General features: G+C 49.8%; 19 protein-coding genes. 14 read left to right on the top strand and 5 right to left on the bottom strand.

Annotated features, from left to right (window positions below; translation table 11 throughout):
* Positions 1-4: 4 nt before the first annotated feature.
* The 3 genes from rimI to B7991_RS00935 form a co-directional block, all read right to left on the bottom strand.
* A complete protein-coding gene (gene rimI / locus B7991_RS00945) occupies positions 5-433 on the bottom strand; it encodes a ribosomal protein S18-alanine N-acetyltransferase (RefSeq protein ID WP_088629182.1) in 429 nt (142 codons plus the stop codon).
* A 102-nt stretch (positions 434-535) separates the two neighbouring features.
* Positions 536-1165, bottom strand: a complete 630-nt coding sequence (tsaB, locus tag B7991_RS00940; protein ID WP_088629181.1) for a tRNA (adenosine(37)-N6)-threonylcarbamoyltransferase complex dimerization subunit type 1 TsaB — start codon at positions 1163-1165, stop codon at positions 536-538.
* Positions 1166-1167: 2 nt separating this feature from the next.
* Positions 1168-2202, bottom strand: a complete 1035-nt coding sequence (locus tag B7991_RS00935; RefSeq protein ID WP_073424506.1) for a D-alanine--D-alanine ligase — start codon at positions 2200-2202, stop codon at positions 1168-1170.
* Positions 2203-2429: 227 nt separating this feature from the next.
* On the opposite strand from B7991_RS00935, the gene B7991_RS00930 reads away from it, so the two are divergent.
* Entirely contained in the window at positions 2430-3350 is a 921-nt protein-coding gene (locus B7991_RS00930) for an NAD(P)-dependent oxidoreductase (protein ID WP_088629180.1), read from the top strand.
* Positions 3351-3528: 178 nt separating this feature from the next.
* Here B7991_RS00930 and purF read toward each other — a convergent pair whose 3' ends face one another.
* Both purF and B7991_RS00920 read right to left on the bottom strand, forming a co-directional pair.
* Positions 3529-4914: an amidophosphoribosyltransferase gene (purF, locus tag B7991_RS00925; protein WP_088629179.1), complete on the bottom strand. Its 1386-nt coding sequence runs from the start codon at positions 4912-4914 to the stop codon at positions 3529-3531.
* Positions 4915-5146: 232 nt separating this feature from the next.
* Positions 5147-6112: a UbiA family prenyltransferase gene (locus B7991_RS00920; protein ID WP_088629178.1), complete on the bottom strand. Its 966-nt coding sequence runs from the start codon at positions 6110-6112 to the stop codon at positions 5147-5149.
* Positions 6113-6316: 204 nt separating this feature from the next.
* Here B7991_RS00920 and B7991_RS00915 point away from each other — a divergent pair, with 204 nt between their 5' ends.
* The 13 genes from B7991_RS00915 to B7991_RS00855 all read left to right on the top strand — a co-directional run bounded on the left by B7991_RS00915 (position 6317) and on the right by B7991_RS00855 (position 16634).
* Entirely contained in the window at positions 6317-6580 is a 264-nt protein-coding gene (locus B7991_RS00915) for a hypothetical protein (protein ID WP_088629177.1), read from the top strand.
* Positions 6570-7778, top strand: coding sequence for a ribosome small subunit-dependent GTPase A (rsgA, locus tag B7991_RS00910; protein WP_088629176.1), 1209 nt, complete (start codon positions 6570-6572; stop codon positions 7776-7778). The genes B7991_RS00915 and rsgA overlap by 11 nt, the downstream gene beginning before the upstream one ends.
* 4 nt (positions 7779-7782) lie before the next feature.
* Positions 7783-8193, top strand: coding sequence for a hypothetical protein (locus B7991_RS00905; protein WP_088629175.1), 411 nt, complete (start codon positions 7783-7785; stop codon positions 8191-8193).
* Between the two features lies 1 nt (position 8194).
* A complete protein-coding gene (locus tag B7991_RS00900; RefSeq protein ID WP_088629174.1) occupies positions 8195-8833 on the top strand; it encodes a hypothetical protein in 639 nt (212 codons plus the stop codon).
* A gap of 21 nt (positions 8834-8854) precedes the next feature.
* Entirely contained in the window at positions 8855-9484 is a 630-nt protein-coding gene (locus B7991_RS00895) for a nicotinate-nicotinamide nucleotide adenylyltransferase (RefSeq protein WP_088629173.1), read from the top strand.
* Between the two features lie 22 nt (positions 9485-9506).
* On the top strand, positions 9507-10451 hold the full coding sequence (locus tag B7991_RS00890) for an RluA family pseudouridine synthase (protein ID WP_254917790.1): 945 nt from the start codon (positions 9507-9509) through the stop codon (positions 10449-10451).
* Positions 10452-10713: 262 nt separating this feature from the next.
* Positions 10714-11511, top strand: coding sequence for a DUF3450 family protein (locus tag B7991_RS00885; RefSeq protein ID WP_073424496.1), 798 nt, complete (start codon positions 10714-10716; stop codon positions 11509-11511).
* A complete protein-coding gene (locus tag B7991_RS00880) occupies positions 11511-13070 on the top strand; it encodes a MotA/TolQ/ExbB proton channel family protein (protein ID WP_254917789.1) in 1560 nt (519 codons plus the stop codon). Before B7991_RS00885 ends, B7991_RS00880 begins: the two co-directional genes overlap by 1 nt.
* Positions 13070-13702, top strand: coding sequence for a MotA/TolQ/ExbB proton channel family protein (locus B7991_RS00875; RefSeq protein ID WP_088629171.1), 633 nt, complete (start codon positions 13070-13072; stop codon positions 13700-13702). The genes B7991_RS00880 and B7991_RS00875 overlap by 1 nt, the downstream gene beginning before the upstream one ends.
* Positions 13699-14103, top strand: a complete 405-nt coding sequence (locus tag B7991_RS00870; RefSeq protein ID WP_012819885.1) for a biopolymer transporter ExbD — start codon at positions 13699-13701, stop codon at positions 14101-14103. The genes B7991_RS00875 and B7991_RS00870 overlap by 4 nt, the downstream gene beginning before the upstream one ends.
* 11 nt (positions 14104-14114) lie before the next feature.
* The gene (locus B7991_RS00865) at positions 14115-14756 is read left to right on the top strand and encodes an energy transducer TonB (protein WP_088629170.1); all 642 of its coding nucleotides are present in this window, start codon (positions 14115-14117) and stop codon (positions 14754-14756) included.
* A gap of 136 nt (positions 14757-14892) precedes the next feature.
* Positions 14893-15819 (top strand): lipopolysaccharide assembly protein LapB, encoded by a 927-nt coding sequence (locus B7991_RS00860; protein WP_254917516.1) that lies wholly within the window; start codon positions 14893-14895, stop codon positions 15817-15819.
* 56 nt (positions 15820-15875) lie between these two features.
* Complete coding sequence (locus B7991_RS00855; protein ID WP_088629169.1) at positions 15876-16634, top strand: hypothetical protein; 759 nt, start codon at positions 15876-15878, stop codon at positions 16632-16634.
* Positions 16635-16644: the final 10 nt, after the last annotated feature.

The raw sequence follows: 16644 nt of genomic DNA, 5'->3' as shown, positions 1-16644 counted from the left end.
ATAATTACCTGCTGAATTTGTACAATGCGGCGTCTTCGCCATCGGAATAATATTTTTTGCGGACGCTATACAACTTGAATCCGTGCTTCTCGTAAAATGCTCGAGCCTTGGCGTTCCCGTTGCGGACTTCCAAAAAGCATTGATCGCCGCTTTCGGTGAGTTTGTCTAAACCCGCTTTCAAAAGTTGACTGCCGATGCCCTTTCTCTGTTCAGATGAACGAGTCGCAATGCTCAACAGTTCGGAATCAGGTCCGAGCAAATGGAATATGGCATAACCTAAAAGCTTGGCTTCATCTTCACAAACAACGCAGTATGCGTAACTTGCGCGGATTTCCGACAGAAACTGCTTCTCATTCCAATCCTGAAACGCAAGTTCCCGTTGCAATTCGAGAACTTGTGGCAAATCGGATTCTGTCATATTTCGCAGTTTCATTATTGCAATCTCAAGACTTTACTGGATCCTTCGTCGCTTCGCTTCTCAGGATGACGCTTTCATCCTACAGCAAACATTCTTCTGCCTACTGTCTACTTCCTACTACACCTTCAACTTCTCGAAGTACGAGGGCTGGATGTAGTTCGCTTCTTGAATGAGCGAAGGCTTCACTGTATCAAAAAGCGGAGCCCACATGTTGAGCTTCTTGTCGGTGTCGAGAACCGTTGCGATTCCCTTGTCCTTGAACACGGCGACGAGTGCTTCGTCTGCAAGTGCGGCTGCATCGACGACGGCGTTCTTCACAGAACTTGCCTGGAGTCGTGCTACAACGTCTGCGGTTTCGATAAAGCTCTCTTCGTTGTTCAAACGCAAGTACCAGAATCCATTGCGTGCGCGAATTACGACCGCAACAGATTCATCGGGAGCGCCGGCGAAGCAGGCAAGTGCTTGCAATGTCGTCACACCATACAAATTGCGTTTGCCACTAAAGCAAAGTCCCTGGCAGAATGCAACGCCCGTACGCAGTCCGCTGAACGAGCCCGGCCCGACAGTCACCATGACGCGCTTCACGTCATCGAGAGTGGCGCCGACCTTAGCCAAAAGGTTATCCAAGCTTGCGCTCAGGATTTCGCCCTTGGCAGATGGATCGACCATTTCTTCGTACACGGAGTCCGCGCACAGCGCCATTGCAATACCCTTTCGGGATGTGTCTACAAAAAGATCGTAGTTCATGACTAACGCTTAATCTCCAAGCTCTTGTCGATGATGAGGTCGATGAGCTGGCTGTAGGTGATGCCAACGCAAGCTGCCTGTTGCGGCAACAGCGATGTCGGGGTCATGCCCGGGAGCGTGTTCGTTTCAATTGCAAAGAGTTCTCCGTCCTTCGTGATGCGGACGTCCGTGCGGCTGTAGCCTGCGCCGCCCAAAGCGTAGTGGGCATTCTTCACAAGTTCCTGAATGCGTGCGGTGAGTTCCGGTGCAAATTCAGCCGGAGTGACTTCCTGGCATTCGCCGTTGTACTTCGCTTCGAAGTCGAAGTATTCGCGGGTCGTCATGCGCATTTCAGTCGGCGGGAGCGGCTTTTCACCTTCGATGTAGCCGCAGCTAGCTTCGCCACCGGCGATGAACTTTTCGCAGAGCAAACGGTTAGAATCCTTGAACAAGTCCTGTGCAATCTTGCCGGCTTCGTCGAGATTCTTGGCGATACCAATGCCGATGGAAGAGCCTCCCAGCGGGTCCTTGATCACAAGCGGGTATCCGAGTTCGTCGGCAACGCTTACGAGTGTGTCACCGGTAAAGTCGTGCTTCCAGATCACGCGGTAAGGCGGAGTCGGGATGCCGTTTGCACGGTAAATTTCTTTGGACTTGATCTTGTCCATGGCGAGTGCCGATGCCAAAAGGCCGCAACCCGTGTACGGGATGTTCCAGTTTTCGAGCATGGCCTGGATGTGACCGTCTTCGCCCCACTTGCCGTGGAGGGCGAGGAATGCGATGTCAGCCGACGGGAGTTCCGAAAGTGCCGGAGACTTCTTCTTGTTGGCGGCTGAACCTTCGAGGCTGTGGAAATAGTTTGCCGAGAAATTTGCTTTCTGGTACGGAGAAAGTTCACGGGAAGACCAGTGCCAGGTGCCGTCCTTGTCAATGAGCACCGGGTGGATGTTGTACTTTTCCGGATCCATGGCGCGCACAACGCCAGTACCGCTAACGACAGAAACATCATGTTCAGTAGATGGACCGCCCATCAATACCAAAACGCGTAAACGGGACATAAAAACCTCACTAGAATTTTTCCGTGATTTAATCTAGTAAATTAGTTATTGGTCAATAGTTGCTGGTCAATAGTTATTAGTTGATAGCTGGTAGAAATCGCAATGTTAAAATCCCTAAAAACTACCTGAAAAGCTCCCTAAATCAGCAAATAAATTTTTATGAATCTTGCCGGATTGAACTGACATAATCTATATTGAAAAAGATAGGTGTTGAAAAAGGAGTTCTTATGCGAGTTTTTGTAACGGGTGGAACTGGTTTTATTGGCCATTACGTGGTCAAGGCGCTTTTGGAGAAAGGTCACGAAGTTGTTGTCGCAACGCGCCACCCGAACAAGGTGCCGACATTAAGAGCTAATCCGAATGTCTCGTTTGTCGAGGCTGCTCTTACGGATTTTGAAAAAATGGGCGAAGGCCTGATTGGTTGCGACGCCTGCATTCATGTGGCTCTTGGCTGGGGCGATACCCCGAGTGCCATGCTCATGAACGATACGCGTGCAACGGTGGCTCTCCTTGAAATGTCTGCTAGGGCTGGTTGCGACAAGTTTATTATGACGAGTAGCACTTCGGCAATGGGTCGTGTGCGTTCCGAAATGCGTGAAACCACGAGCAATTTGCCGATTGATCTGTACGGTGCAACAAAGGCTGCGGGTGAAGCTTACGTGCTTGGCTTTAGCCACGGTTACGGAAGCCAGTTCCCTGAAGTCAAGATGAAACGCAATATCATTCGTCCGGGCTATACGTTCGGTAATCCGGCGTTCCCCGATGGTTGCTCGCAGCCGGACCGCCGCTTCTTTGAAATGGCTTACGCCGTCAAGGAAAACCGCGATATCAACATCATCAAGAACGACGGTACGCAGTTTATCCATGCTTCCCAGCAAGCTGAAATTTATATGAAATTGCTGGAATCCGACTACAACGAAGAAATCTTCTTGGGGCTCGGTTCCGAATGGATCAGCTGGAAGGAAATCGCACAGAAGATGATTGCTCTCAAGCCGGGCTGCACTTCCAAGATTGTGGAAACCGACATGGGCTGGGGCGATGAACCGATGCTCTATGACGTCCAGAAAATCAGGGATTGTTTCGGTCTTGCGTTTGACGCTCACGATTACTTAGACGAACACATCCGCTGGACTTTCGAAAACGCATAAAAAAAACGCCCCGCTGGGGCGTTTTTTTGTTACTGTCATGCCGGATTTATTCTCTTTGACCACTTAGAACTTTAGTTCTTACGTGGTCATGATCCGCGAATGGGGACGGCATCTCCTTTTACAGTCATCCTGAACCAGCATTTTCGTCACCCTGAGCAACGCGAAGGGTCCAGTTAAATTACCCGCATCTCGTTTTTTCGGCGTGCGCCCCGATGTAGTCGGGGTAGCAGTTGTCAAAGCATGCGGCGCAGTAGTTTTCACCTTCGCCGGTGCAGTTCTTCATGCCTTCGACGCTCAGGTAGCCGAGGCTTTCGACACCGAGCATCTTGGCGATTTCGTCGGGAGTCATGGAGCTTGCGGCAAGTTCGCCCTGGCTCGGGAAGTCCATCCCGAAGAAGCACGGGTGGGCGACCGGAGGTGATGCAATGCGGATGTGCACTTCGAGGGCACCCGCATCGCGCAGCATTCTGGAGAGAATGCGGAGCGTTGTTCCGCGAACGATGGAGTCTTCGACAACACAAACGCGTTTGTTCTTAAGCACACCTTCAATCGGGTTGAACTTTAAGCGGACTTTCTGTTCGCGCACGTTTTGCGTCGGGTCAATGAATGTACGGCCCACGTAATGGTTTCTCAAAAGTCCGATTTCAAAACGGATGCCGCTAGCTTGTGCGTAGCCGAGTGCTGCTGTGGTGGCGCTGTCCGGCACGGAAATAACGATGTCGGCATCGACCGGGCATTCCTTGGCGAGCTGCTTGCCCATCTTGCGGCGAATCTTGTCGCAACTCTGTTCGAAAATCTTGGAGTCCGGGCGGCTAAAGTAGATGTATTCGAAAATGCAGTGGGCGAGGCGGTCTTTTTGCGTAAAGCGTTCGGAATGGAGACCGTTCTTGGTGATGGTCAAGAATTCGCCGGGCTGGATGTCACGAACGTAGTTCGCGCCGAGCAAGTCGAATGCGCAAGTTTCGCTAGCGACGCACCAAGATTTTCCCATGCGGGCAATCGAGAGCGGTCTAAAACCGTAACCGTCGCGGGCGACGTACATCGTGTCTTTGCTTAAGAATACGAGGCAGAAGCTGCCGGTAAATTTGCTGATGGCAATCTTGATGGCTTCGCCTAAAGTGTCCGCCTTGGTGCGGGCGATTTCGTGCAGGAGAATTTCAGAATCGGATGTGGTCTGGAAAATGTGACCGTCGGCTTCCATCTCGGCGCGGAGTTCGGGAGCGTTTGTGATGTTCCCGTTGTGGGCGACTGCGATTTGCCCCCATTTGCAGCTGATCAAAATCGGCTGAGCGTTCGCGAGGGTCGAGGCTCCGGTCGTGCTGTAACGCACGTGTCCAATGCCTGCAAAACCTTGCAGTTCGTCGATATTGTAATCTCTTAAAAGGGTGGAAACCAGACCCATGGACTTGCGGACTCGGACTTTGTCTCCGTCAGAAACAGCGAACCCGGCACTTTCTTGACCGCGGTGCTGCAATGCGTAAAGTCCCATGGCTACATTGCGGGCAACATTATCACCGTTATAGATACCGATGACGCCGCATTCTTCATGCAATTCTTCGAGCATAACGCCTCTTTGAAGTGGAGCCTCCCTTGCCTCGAGGGCCTTAGCTCACCCAAACGGGTGCAAGCGGGGAAGCGGACGCCGCGGATTAGCAAAATACGTGCCATAAACGTAAATCTCGCTTTTTGAGAACTGCGTTACAAAAATTGTAAAACATAAAATGTAAAACATTACATAAAATGAAAAACTCCTCGAAAATGAGGAGTTTCATGGAAATCGTTAATAGCGCGGATTGTTATTGGACTATTGAGCAAAATAGGAGTGAAATGAGCCCGAGTAACATTGCAAATTTTGTGAATGTCTGTGCACGACGGTAATTTTGGCTGCTTGCACTCATGATGACGATGAAGAAACAAGGGGTTAGTGTCGCTGCTGTCATGGCGAGGAAAATCGGCGGATAATTGTGGTTGAAAAGTTTGTCTAAAAAGAAAACCGGGACTGGGAGCGAAATCCACGTGAAAATGATGATATCGCCAGCAAGTCTTCTTGCTACTTTGTCTCCAACAACGAGCGGGAATGTCATAATGCCAGCCTTGAGGTCTCCCGTTTTGTCTTCCAAGTCCTTGTAGATTTCACGGGCGATGGTCAGCAAAAACGCAAATGGAATCGCGGGGATGATGGCCCACATGTGTTCTTCAGGAAAGTCGTGGTTCGAAAAGTTAAAGAAATGTTGAACGGCATACAGTAGCGGAGTTGTGCAAAGGAACGCGACTGTGATGTTCTTGAGTGCTGGAGAACGCTTGAGCGTGCGGTTGTATGCAACGAGTAGTGCGCAAAGCAATGCAAAGAACCACATCGGGAAAGACAAGATGAGTGCGCCCATCCAGCCGAAATCAAGAGCGTGTTCTGGGTCTTTAACAATATCAATGAATCTGATATTTTGTATGACGCTATCGCCAATTCCGCAAAGAAGTGTTATGGCTGCCAAGGTATAGCATGTTATGCGGGCTGCCTTGACCGAAACTTCGCCGGTTGCAAGGGGGCGTTCCGGGTGGCTCAGCTTGTCGCACTCCAAATCGAGAATGTCGTTTTGGATGTTTGCAAATCCAATGGCGGTGGCAAAACCGAGCATTTGCAGGATTAAAACAGGGAGGGTGGGGTTGTGCTGTAGTAAAGTGTAGCCCACGAGAAGTGTGATTATGGCAATCACGATATTCACGGGACGAGTCATCTTAAAAAGCTTATAGATCGTAGAAATCATTGATTTTCCCTTCGATTATAGCAGAATAATAGACAAAAAATACCTCTGTGAAAAGAGTCATGTCTTTAAAATTGCCTTAAATGTGCGAAAAAGTACATCTGTTGGTTCCATCCCTTGCCGATATCTTTCTTCTTCCTACTTCTAACTTTCTACCGTCTACTGATTAACTATCTTTACACTATGCCTTTTTTTACGAAGAGTAATTTGGAAGATTTGAGAAAGGAAGCGGAACAGCTTTCTATTTGTGTCGAGCATTTTCTGTACGCCTCGGAACATATTCCCGAAAGTGACTGGAAAACGAAAGGTTTTTATGACAATTGCATCGAAAAGTGCAATGGCCGCCTGAAGGCGATTCATTTTTTGATGGAATCAATTCGCCGTGGACGCCCGGTGACTGAAGAGGAATTGGAAGAAGCGCGGGAGCTCGAAGACGAAAAACTTTCTAAATTGAAGAAAGATGCGAAATAACGATTTTGATTCCGACGAAAATGAAGCTCCATTGAAGAGTGTTCGCACGTCCAGACGCGAACACAGAAGCCGCCGTATCGACGTGATGCGAGAATTGGAATCGGGAGTCGTTGATGAACGTCCGATCAAGGAGCGTTTCAGCCGCGAATTTAAAAAGGCGAAAATCAAGCGCATCAAGAATCCGGTCGAAAACATCGGTGAAGAAAATTGCGTGGAAGGGCTTGTGCTCGAAGTCCACCGCCGCACCTGCGAAGTGAGATTAAACGAGAAGGAGGTGCCCGCTCAAGGCGGGCATGACAACCTTCCTACTTCCGACTTCCTACCGTCTACTGTTACCGCCATGTACCGTGCGACCACGTCCAAGACGCTCGGGGAATTCCCTGCCGTGGGCGACCGCGTTTTGCTCGGACTCGTGAACGATGCTGATGACGAAGGCGATGGTGTCGGTTCGCAGAAGTATTGCGTTGTGCGAGTGCTCCCGCGAAAGAGCGAACTCAAGCGCCCGGGTCCGCGCGATAGCTTCTACAAGCAGCAGACGCTTGCCGCGAATATCGACCAGGTCGTGATTGTCGCGAGTGTGACGCTGCCGGAATTCAACTACGGGTTCATGGACCGCTTTTTGCTTGCCGCAAACTTGAACGATTTGCCGTTTGTGCTGGTGCTTACCAAGATGGATTTGCTGCCGAATGGCGAAGCGGACCTATCGACGGATATTCGCGACTTTATGAAAATCGTGGACAAGGTGATTCCCGTGAGCGTTAAAAGTGGGGATGGTCTCGAAGTCCTGCGCAATGAACTCGTCGGTAAATCTTCGGTCTTTAGTGGCATGAGCGGTGTCGGCAAGTCTACGCTCATCAATGAGCTTGTTCCGCACGCCGAACTGCGCACGGGAGATGTCCGCGAACGCGACGGCAAGGGTCGTCATACGACGACCTCTTCGAGCTTGTTCGATTTCCCGGGTGGCGGTTACGTGATTGACACGCCGGGTATCCGTAGCATTGGCCTTATGGACATGGAACCCGAAACGCTCGCCAAAATTTTCCCGGGATTTTTTGAAAATGACTTGTTTACATGCAAGTTTAGCAACTGCAAGCATCTCAAGGAACCGGGCTGTGCCGTGCGTGCAGCCGTCGAATCGGGTAAAATCTCCGAAGCCCGTTATGCAAGCTATGTACGAATTTTGAATTCAGGAAAGTAATTCAATGTCTGATTATGTTGTAAAAATTGCGCTCATCGCTTCGATTATTCTGATGGGCTATAATATTTCGGAATTTGTGGCTAGCTATAAGGTCGTTTCTGAAAAAGCAAGCCAGTTCTTGCAAATGGCGAAAGACTCTACGGCTACGGATTTTGAATTACGTCGGTCAAATTTTCTGTTGACTGCAGGCTTGTCTACAGTCTATTGCGTGCTGATTTTCTTTTCAGGTGTGGTCTCCTGGCTTGTTGTTTTGCTGGTCGCTAAATTGCTTCTTTCGGTTTTTATTTCAGATTGGTCCTTGGTTAACGTTTGCCACGAAAGAACGCTTTCGCGTAAGAACTATCTTGTGTCAAAATTCGATGCGCTTTTTAACGCCTTGATGGGCCTTGCTTTTGCCTTGATTTTGGTTTTGTAATATGAAAAATTTATCGACTTTGTTTAAACTCTTCATGAGTATAGCGGTGCTTGCTCTTGTGGGGGCAACGTCTTCTTTTGCGCAGGGACTTCCGATGGGGGGCTCTTCTGCCACAAATCCGCTTGGAGCTTCGGCTCCCGCTAGTGCAGGTGCAGGGACGAATATGCGCTGGCCGTTGATTTTGGGAGGCTCTTTTGGAATTGGCTCTGGAACGGGCGTGGGCGATGGCCACGGTGTCGGTCTTTGCCAAATCAAGCCGATGATTGGTGCCTGGATGCCTGGGCTTGCCTTTATTCGCTTGGGTTACGGCTTTTCGGGCTATCAAGAAAAGGATGATGACGGCAAAAAAAATGAAGTTGAAACTTCGGACTTTAACGTAGACTTGGGTGTTCATTTATTTAGCGAATTTTATGTAATGGGCTCGTATTCTAGATCGAGCGCGCTCAGTGAAAATGGTGACATTGCTTGGAATGAATGGAGCGCAGGCTTTGGTACGTTCTGGATTGTTTTCTCGAGAACGTTCCTGACGCTCGACATTGGTTACCATTGGGTACTTGAACATTACGACCCGATTGTCGATAAAGATGTCTCGGGTGGCCGCTGGCAGATGAATCTCGGATTCTCCGTGTTTGTCTATTAATAAATACTGACGAGTTGTGTTATGAAGAATGTTGCTGTTTTGGGTGGTGCTTTTGATCCGGTCCATAAAGATCACATGCGTGTGGCGCGAACTTGTTTGGACCGAGGTTTTTGTGATGAAGTCTGGTTTATGCCGAGTCCCGACCGTTGGGATAAGCAGCTGAACGCTTCGCCAGAAGACCGCTTTGCAATGCTCGAACTTGCATTCTCGGGCGATAAGCGCTTGTTCCTTTCGAACCTAGAAATCCAGCAGGGCGATTATCGCGGCTCGTACGTGTTCTTGATGAGCCTCAAGGAAAAATTCCCGGATATCAATTTCCGCTTGCTCACAGGTGCCGATACTTACGAAGGTATCCCGCATTGGCGCGACCCCCTGAATTTTTACGGTACGAACTACAACGGCCATTTGCTGCTTCGCGATATTGAACTGATTGTCTTTGCTCGCAATGGTTACCCACAACCGGATATGGAACAACATAAGCGCAATGGTTACGCTCCGCTTTACTGGCTTGGGCCGGAACAGGGCTTTAACGGCGTTTATTCAAGTACCGCCATCCGCAGGTCGCTTTTGCTGAATCGGGGAGTGTGCCCGCAGGGGTTGGAACAGTCCGTTTACGATTACATCATCAAGCACGATTTGTACAGGGAATAAAATGGGCAAGGCTCCGTCAGATATGTTCTTTGAAAGTGAAGTGCGCCCGGAATACGAAGGCCGCCTTTTGCTCGATTCCCTTTGCGACCGTTTCACGTACCACAGCCGTGAAGACTGGGTGGACCGTCTGACGCGCGGACTCGTGACGATTAATGGTGCAACAGCCAATGTTGAGACTGTAGCGCATCGCGGCGACAAGGTCGTTTACCACGTCGAAAACTACAGCGAGCCCGAAGTCCCGACTGATTTTGAAACAGTCTTTGAAGATGATGAATTTATTCTAGTCGCAAAGCCGGCTGGCGTGCCTGTACACCATACGGGTCGCATTTTCTACAACACGTTTGCAGCGATCATCCGCCGTGAATTCGATTCCGAGACGGCAACGCCGATGCACCGCTTGGATCGCGATACGGGTGGACTTATCTTGTTTGCAAGGTATGGCGAAACGGCCGCACGCTTCCAGAAAAATCTGGACCGCATTTTGCTCCGCAAGTTCTACCTCGCTGTCGTGCGTGGAAAGTTCCCGGAAGGCGAAGTGGAATGCCACATGCCTTTGCGTGAAGACCCGGAAGACCCGATTCGCTTGCGCATGCACCACCGCGAAGATGGCAAGGAATGCTTTACGCGCTTTAAGCTCGTGCGCCATTTGGATTGCCCAGAAATTGCGCCGGAGCTTTCGCTTGTCGAGGCGGAGCTCATTACGGGACGTAAGCACCAGATTCGCGCGCACCTCGCTGAGATGGGTTACCCGATTGTGGGGGACCGCCTGTATTACCGCGATGGTGAATTTTACCAGAAGCTCGCGCAGGGCGGTGAACTCACCGACGAAGATATCAAGGTGCTTGGCGCCCACAACCAGATGCTTTTTGCGTACAAGGTTGAACTCCAGCTCCCGTACTGGAAAGAACCCCGCACCTTCGAAAGCCACGCGTACCCTGCTGACATGAAACGACTGCTGGAAAAATAAGACTCCCTACAGCGTCATCCTGCTGCCTTCCTATTACGTCATCCTGCTGCCTTCCTATTACGTCATCCTGACGCCTTCCTATTACGTCATCCTTACCCTTTCTTTTAACGTCATCTTGAGCGAAGCGAAAGATCCAGTTAAGTCTAAAACATAATTGACTGGATTTTTCACCCCTATAAGGGGTTCAAAATGACGAGAAATCTCGATTTTACGTTATTTTTGTAGAAATTCTAAATTTTTTAGGCTAACTTCTTTGTATTTTATGCACATGAAATTTTCATTCCTTCCTAAAGTATTGTTGTGTCTGGGGCTTTCTGGCGTTTTTGCCATGGCCCAAGAAACGGTAGAAAGCGTTCGTCGCCAAATCAAGTCGGTCGAAGCCGAAACCGCTCGCGAAAAATCCATGCACGAAGCCGAAAAAAAGCGCCATGCTGAATTCGTTGAAGTCGGTCGCAAAAAGGTGCAGAACCTCTCGGCCCAGAACAAGTCCTTGAAAGCCGAAATTGATTCGCTCAATGTAGAACTCAAGAAAATTTCTGCTGCTCGCGCCAAAACGAATGGCTCGATTCGCTATTTCGAAAACCGCAAGACGAAGTACGCCGATTCTCTTGCAACGGTCATCGATTCTCTCGTGCCGTTCTTTGAATCGGATTTCCCGTACCGCACGGACGAAGCCGTCAAGAACATCCAGGAAATTGCAAGCATGTTGCACAAGGGCTTGATCGAAACGGACGACGCCTTGAACCGCACGATGGAAGTCTTTTACGACCGCATTCGCCTGGGTTACACCACCGAAGTTTGGAAGGGCTTTTTGCAGGTGGACGCTCGCAACGTGGCCGGAACGTATTTGCGCTACGGTGCAGTCGCTTCGATCTTTGTCAGCAATGACGGTAACGATGTTCTGTTCCTCACTCGTAACGGCCTCGGCTACTCCTGGAAGAACGTTTCTGAAGACCTCACGATGCGCACCATTCTCAAGGACGTGATGAAGGTCGCCGAAGGCAAGACCGCACCAAGACTTGTGACTATCCCAGTATCTTTCCCGAAGGAGGCTAACTAATGAAATTCGAAATTCGGAATTCGGAATTAGGAATTAGCCTCAACCGTCATCCTGAGCGAAGCGAAGGATCCAGTGCACGTTTCTTATTGCCTCTTGTTGTAGCAGCTTTCGCAATTTTTGCACCTGCTTCTCATGCTCAGCAGAACACGACTGTCGATGCCGTCAAGAAGCGCGCCGAACTCAACAGCGCGAAGGCCGACCTCGAAGAAGCTCGCCGCAAGCGCGACATGGCTGTCGCCGCCCGCTGGAAGGACCGCGAAACGTTCAACAAGGAACGTGAACTCTTCAATGAAAAGTATCAGCTCGGCAAGGAGCGCGTGGACGCTTTGATGTCCGAACGCACCCGCTTGCTCGAAGATGTGCGCGTGGCTCGCGAAGACTTGGCACAGGTCAAGCTCCAGGCCGAAAAGGCCCGTGCCGAATACCTCTCGCTCGCTGCAGGTCCGGAACGCTTGGAAATGCTTGCCAAGTTCCAGGAACAGGGTGTGCCGTTCAAGGTTGCCGATCGCGTCGAAGCGCAGAACAAGGTCAAGAAAGAGATGGGGCTCTACCGCGATGACCCGCTCCGCATTGCCCGCTCGATGCTCGACGTTGCCAAGAAAGAAATGAAGTTTACGCGTGAAGTCCGCACTGAAAAGGCGGACCTCATGTTCGGTAGCTCGGTTGCCGAAGGCGACCGCATGCGCTTGGGCGGCCTCTTTGCCATGCAGATGGCGAAGGTCACCGATATCAACGGTTTCCATCCGTCGGCTTTGATGCTCCCGGTGGCAGGCGAAAAGAAGCGTGTCTATAGCTGGCAAGAAAATCTCTCTCCCGAAACGCGCAAGGACGTGGCAAAGGCTTTTGCTGGTGCGAATGATTCCGCTTTCGTGATGGTGCCGGTCGATGTGCTCCTCAGTACTGAACTTTCGAGCGAACTGGCAAATCACCAGGAAACCACGTGGAAAGAAGACTTTGCTGAATTTTTCCATAACGGCGGCATCCTGATGTACCCGATTGCAACGCTCTTTATCCTCGGTCTTATCATCTTCCTAGTGCGCCTCGTTTGGCTCCTCGTCCTTGGCTTTGGTGGTCGTGGTGCCCGCAATGCGGCAAAGGCTCTCGCGAATCGCGACTTGAAACTTGCAACCGCTGAATCTGAAAAGGCTCATGGCGAAGTGGGCAAGGTGTTGCGCTCCGTGCTTGGCAAAAATTTCAAGGACCGCGCGAGTGCCGAAAAGTCTCTCGAAGTCCTGTTCGCTGGCGAAGTGCCGAAGCTCGAAATGGGTCTCAGCTGGATTTCCGTGTTTGCCTCGACGGCGCCGCTCCTCGGTCTTTTGGGTACCGTTATGGGTATGATTGAACTTTTCAATGTCATCACTATGCACGGCACGAGCGACCCGAAACTTTTGGCAGGCGGCATTTCCATCGCCCTCGTGACGACGGAAGCAGGCCTTATCGTGGCTATCCCGCTCCAGCTCTTGCACACGCTCCTCGTGAACATCTCGGATTCTGTCCGTACACGCATGGAAAAGACGGGCCTTGCCGTCCTCAACGCTATCTGGATTAAGGAAAAGTAATGGACGAATATTCCGTCATCGAAGCGACCATGAGCATCCTGCTGCGCGGCGGCTGGGTGTTGCTCCCGCTATTCCTGATTGGGTGGCTGGGCTGGTTCTTGATGTTTGAACGATACGGCTATTATTTTATGCTGAAGGGCACTTCGACCTCGAAGTTCTTCAAGGATTTGGACACGGTGGGCGAGGAGGCTGCTTTTGCAAAACTCCGCAAGCGCCGTTTTGGCTACTTCTTGGCTCTGGTCGAAAACGTGCGGAAGTACCGTAAAGATGGTCCTGTGGCTGTGCGCAATGCGATGCTCGCGACGCGTCACGAACTAGACGTGAGCCTTTCAAAGTCGCTCAAGACGATTGTGACTTGTGCCTCGATTGCTCCGCTCCTTGGACTTTTGGGAACGGTATCTGGCATGGTGCATACGTTCGAGACGATTAAGCAATTTGGTTTTGGAAACCCGGTGCTATTGGCTGACGGCATTTCCGAAGCGCTCCTCACGACGCAGGCGGGCTTGCTTGTCGCGTTCCCGTTGATGCTCGTTTATAACTATCTCGAAAGACGAGTGGATTCTATTGGTGATTTTGCCTGGAGCGAAGCGCTCAAGTTCGAAGAACGCTGCTTTGCCAAGGAGGTTGAATGAGTTTTATCCGTAAACGTTCGAGAAGCGGTGGTGGCATTGATGTCTCTCCGATGCTCGATATGGTGTTCATCCTTTTGATCTTCTTCATCGTGACTTCGACATTCACGCGTGAAACCGGCGTGGATGTGACGAAGCCGAAGGCGAGTACCGCAAAGGAACTTGCGAAGGAAAGCATTTTGATTGGAGTCACCCGTCAGGGGACCATCCACATCAACGAGACGCAGGTGAACCTCTCGACTTTGCAGACCGTGCTCCGCCAGATGATGGCCGAAGCGCCGGACCGTCCGGTGATTATCGTGAGCGACCGTGACGCCCCCAACGGAGTCGTGGTCGACATCCTTGATGAATGTAATTTGGCGAAGGTGAGAAAAGTCTCCATTTCCGCGAATAAGGAGGAGTAGCTCTCGCTCTCATGCTTGACTTTTGTGCGAAATATTTCCGATTCCCGGTGGCGTTTGTGCTCTCGTTTGTCGTGGGCGCAGTGTTCTTTCTTGCGATCCCGGTCATCAACGTTCTGTTCTTCGATAAAGGCGTGAAGTCCGAAAAAGTTCTCGAAGAAGTGACCGAAGTTGAAGTTCTCGTGAGTGAGAAAAAGCCCGAAGTGAAGCAGAAGGTCATCCGTACGGTGGCAACTCCGAATACGTTCAAGGTTTCGGCGCACATGGGCGTTTCTCGTAGCCAGAATTTCCAGATGGATTTGTCGCTTGCCCGTGGTGCCGCTGGCGATGGCGTTGCCGTGGATGTAGGTACGATGGAAAACGTAATTTACGAGGCTGGCGAAGTGGATGAACAGGCGCAAGTGTTGCGTGAAATCCAGCCGAAGTTCCCGGACCGCGCCAAGAAAATGGGCGTTTCGGGTTACGTGAAAGTATTTATTGTGATTGATGTGAACGGTGACGTGGCTCAGGCGCAGGTGCTGACGCAGGACCCGGCTGGCTATGGCTTTGATATCGAAGCGCTCAAGGCTATTCGCCAGTGGAAGTTCTCTCCGGCGCAGTTACGCGGCTTCCCAGTAGCACAAAAAGCTACAAAGGAGTTCCGTTTTGTTAAGTAATTTTAATTACAAATTTGGGAACTCTTTGTGTGGCTGCCATTCCCGACTCGATCGGGAATCTCCTATTTCTTTCGCAAAGAAACGCTTCCGACTTCCTACAGTCTACTTCCTACTGCTCTTTTTTCTTGCACTCCCGTTGCATGCTGCGGATGATTTCTTCTTCAAGGCGAATGAGCTTTACGACCAGGGGCGTTACAAGGAATCGGTGAAGTATTACCGTGCGGCGATTGACGACGGCCGTTATGAGCCGTTTGCTTGGTTCAACTTGGGCAATGCCCTTGTGCAGCTTGGCAAAAAAGAAGTCGCGATGGTTGCTTACAAGCGTACTGTCGAACTCCTTCCGGACTTTGTGAAGGCCTGGATGCTTTTGGGCGATTTGTACTACCTCGCTGAATCTCCGAGCGATGCGATTGTCGCCTACAACCGTGCGATTGAACTCGGGACGGAAACGGACCACATCCATTTTGCCCTTGCGGAATGTTATATGAAGGGTAGCGATTGGACGCTTGCGCAAAAGCATTTTGAACGTGCGCTGGCGTTAAACCCGGACCGCATGGATGCTTGGTATGGCCTTGCCGAAGTCTATGAAAAGCTTGGCGATTATGAGTATGCTGTGAAGACGCTCAAGAATGCGCTCCAGATGACAGCGACCGCTGGCGCCGATGTGCATTACACGCTTTCGTATTACTACCGCAGCATGGATTCGACGCGGCTCGCTCTCAATGAAATGGAAAACGGCATCATGATGGATCCCGAAAACGTTTCCGCTCGCCGCTATCTCGCACAGATGTACGTCAAGAATGAATCCCCGTGGATGGCGATTTTCACGCTCGAAGAAGGCCTCCGCCACAAGAAAGGGATTGCTGATTTGAACCTTGATTTAGGGCAAATTTATTTTACGCAAAAGCGCTACGATGAAGCATTTGAATGTTACATGAAGGCTTGGCGTGCCGGCAATTCTCAGGGCCGCATCGGTGCTGAAAACGTTGGCCACATCTTCTCGAACGCTGGCGACACCGAAAAAGCCGAGGCCCTCTACGCCCGCATCCGTGATAAGAAATAAATGAAGAAAAAAGAATGCATCACTAGGTTTCTGTTTTTTTTGAATTTATTAGCGGTATGTTAAAGATGAATTGGTTACCACTAAGATTATTTTTATTTAGCATATTCTTTGTCTCACTTTCTGTTTTTGCGACAGAATCGTGTGATTATTTTGTAAATGAAGTGAATTCTTTAAAGCCTGAAGATACTCAGGCTTTTTTTAAGGGAAAAATTGATTATTCAAAAGCTTATATAGAGGTCCCTTTTTTAGAAAAAATGGAACCGGGGATATATTTACATGTTAGAGAACGTGTTGTTGTAAATGCTTATATTCCCAAAGAATCGAAAAAAATGTGGATATATAAAGAACCGCTTTTGTATCGTTCTGAAATAGAACGGTTTACTCCTTGTATTGATAAACATGTGAAGGCGAATATGGATTATTTCCTAAAAACATGCCTTTATGATAAAATTCTCTCTCATGAAGATGTATTTGATCAACTTGCTTCATTTATGAGAGAAAAATATGAAGAATTAAGTAATTACTGTAATCGAGAAGATAAAATAAAAGTTGCAATTGTTTATGTGATGGATGATCGAAGTGTTCGAATGAAACAGTTCGACAGTCCGACTTGTTTAGATGATTCCTTCGATGTTGATCCAGTTGTTCGAGAATGGCGTGCTGTAGATTCTCTAGTCAAGGAACTTGTCGAGCCTTTCGATGATAAGTGTGATTGGCGGAATTTAGTTCCGAACCCTAAACAATTTTCGGATGAAAAATATAAACGGGATGGTTGGTCGCTTGTTTTAACAGAAAAGGATTGCCCAGAATTATGAAACATCTAAT

The organism is Fibrobacter sp. UWB3, from assembly GCF_002210405.1.
GTDB lineage: Bacteria > Fibrobacterota > Fibrobacteria > Fibrobacterales > Fibrobacteraceae > Fibrobacter.
This window is presented reverse-complemented; position numbering and strand designations above follow the sequence as displayed.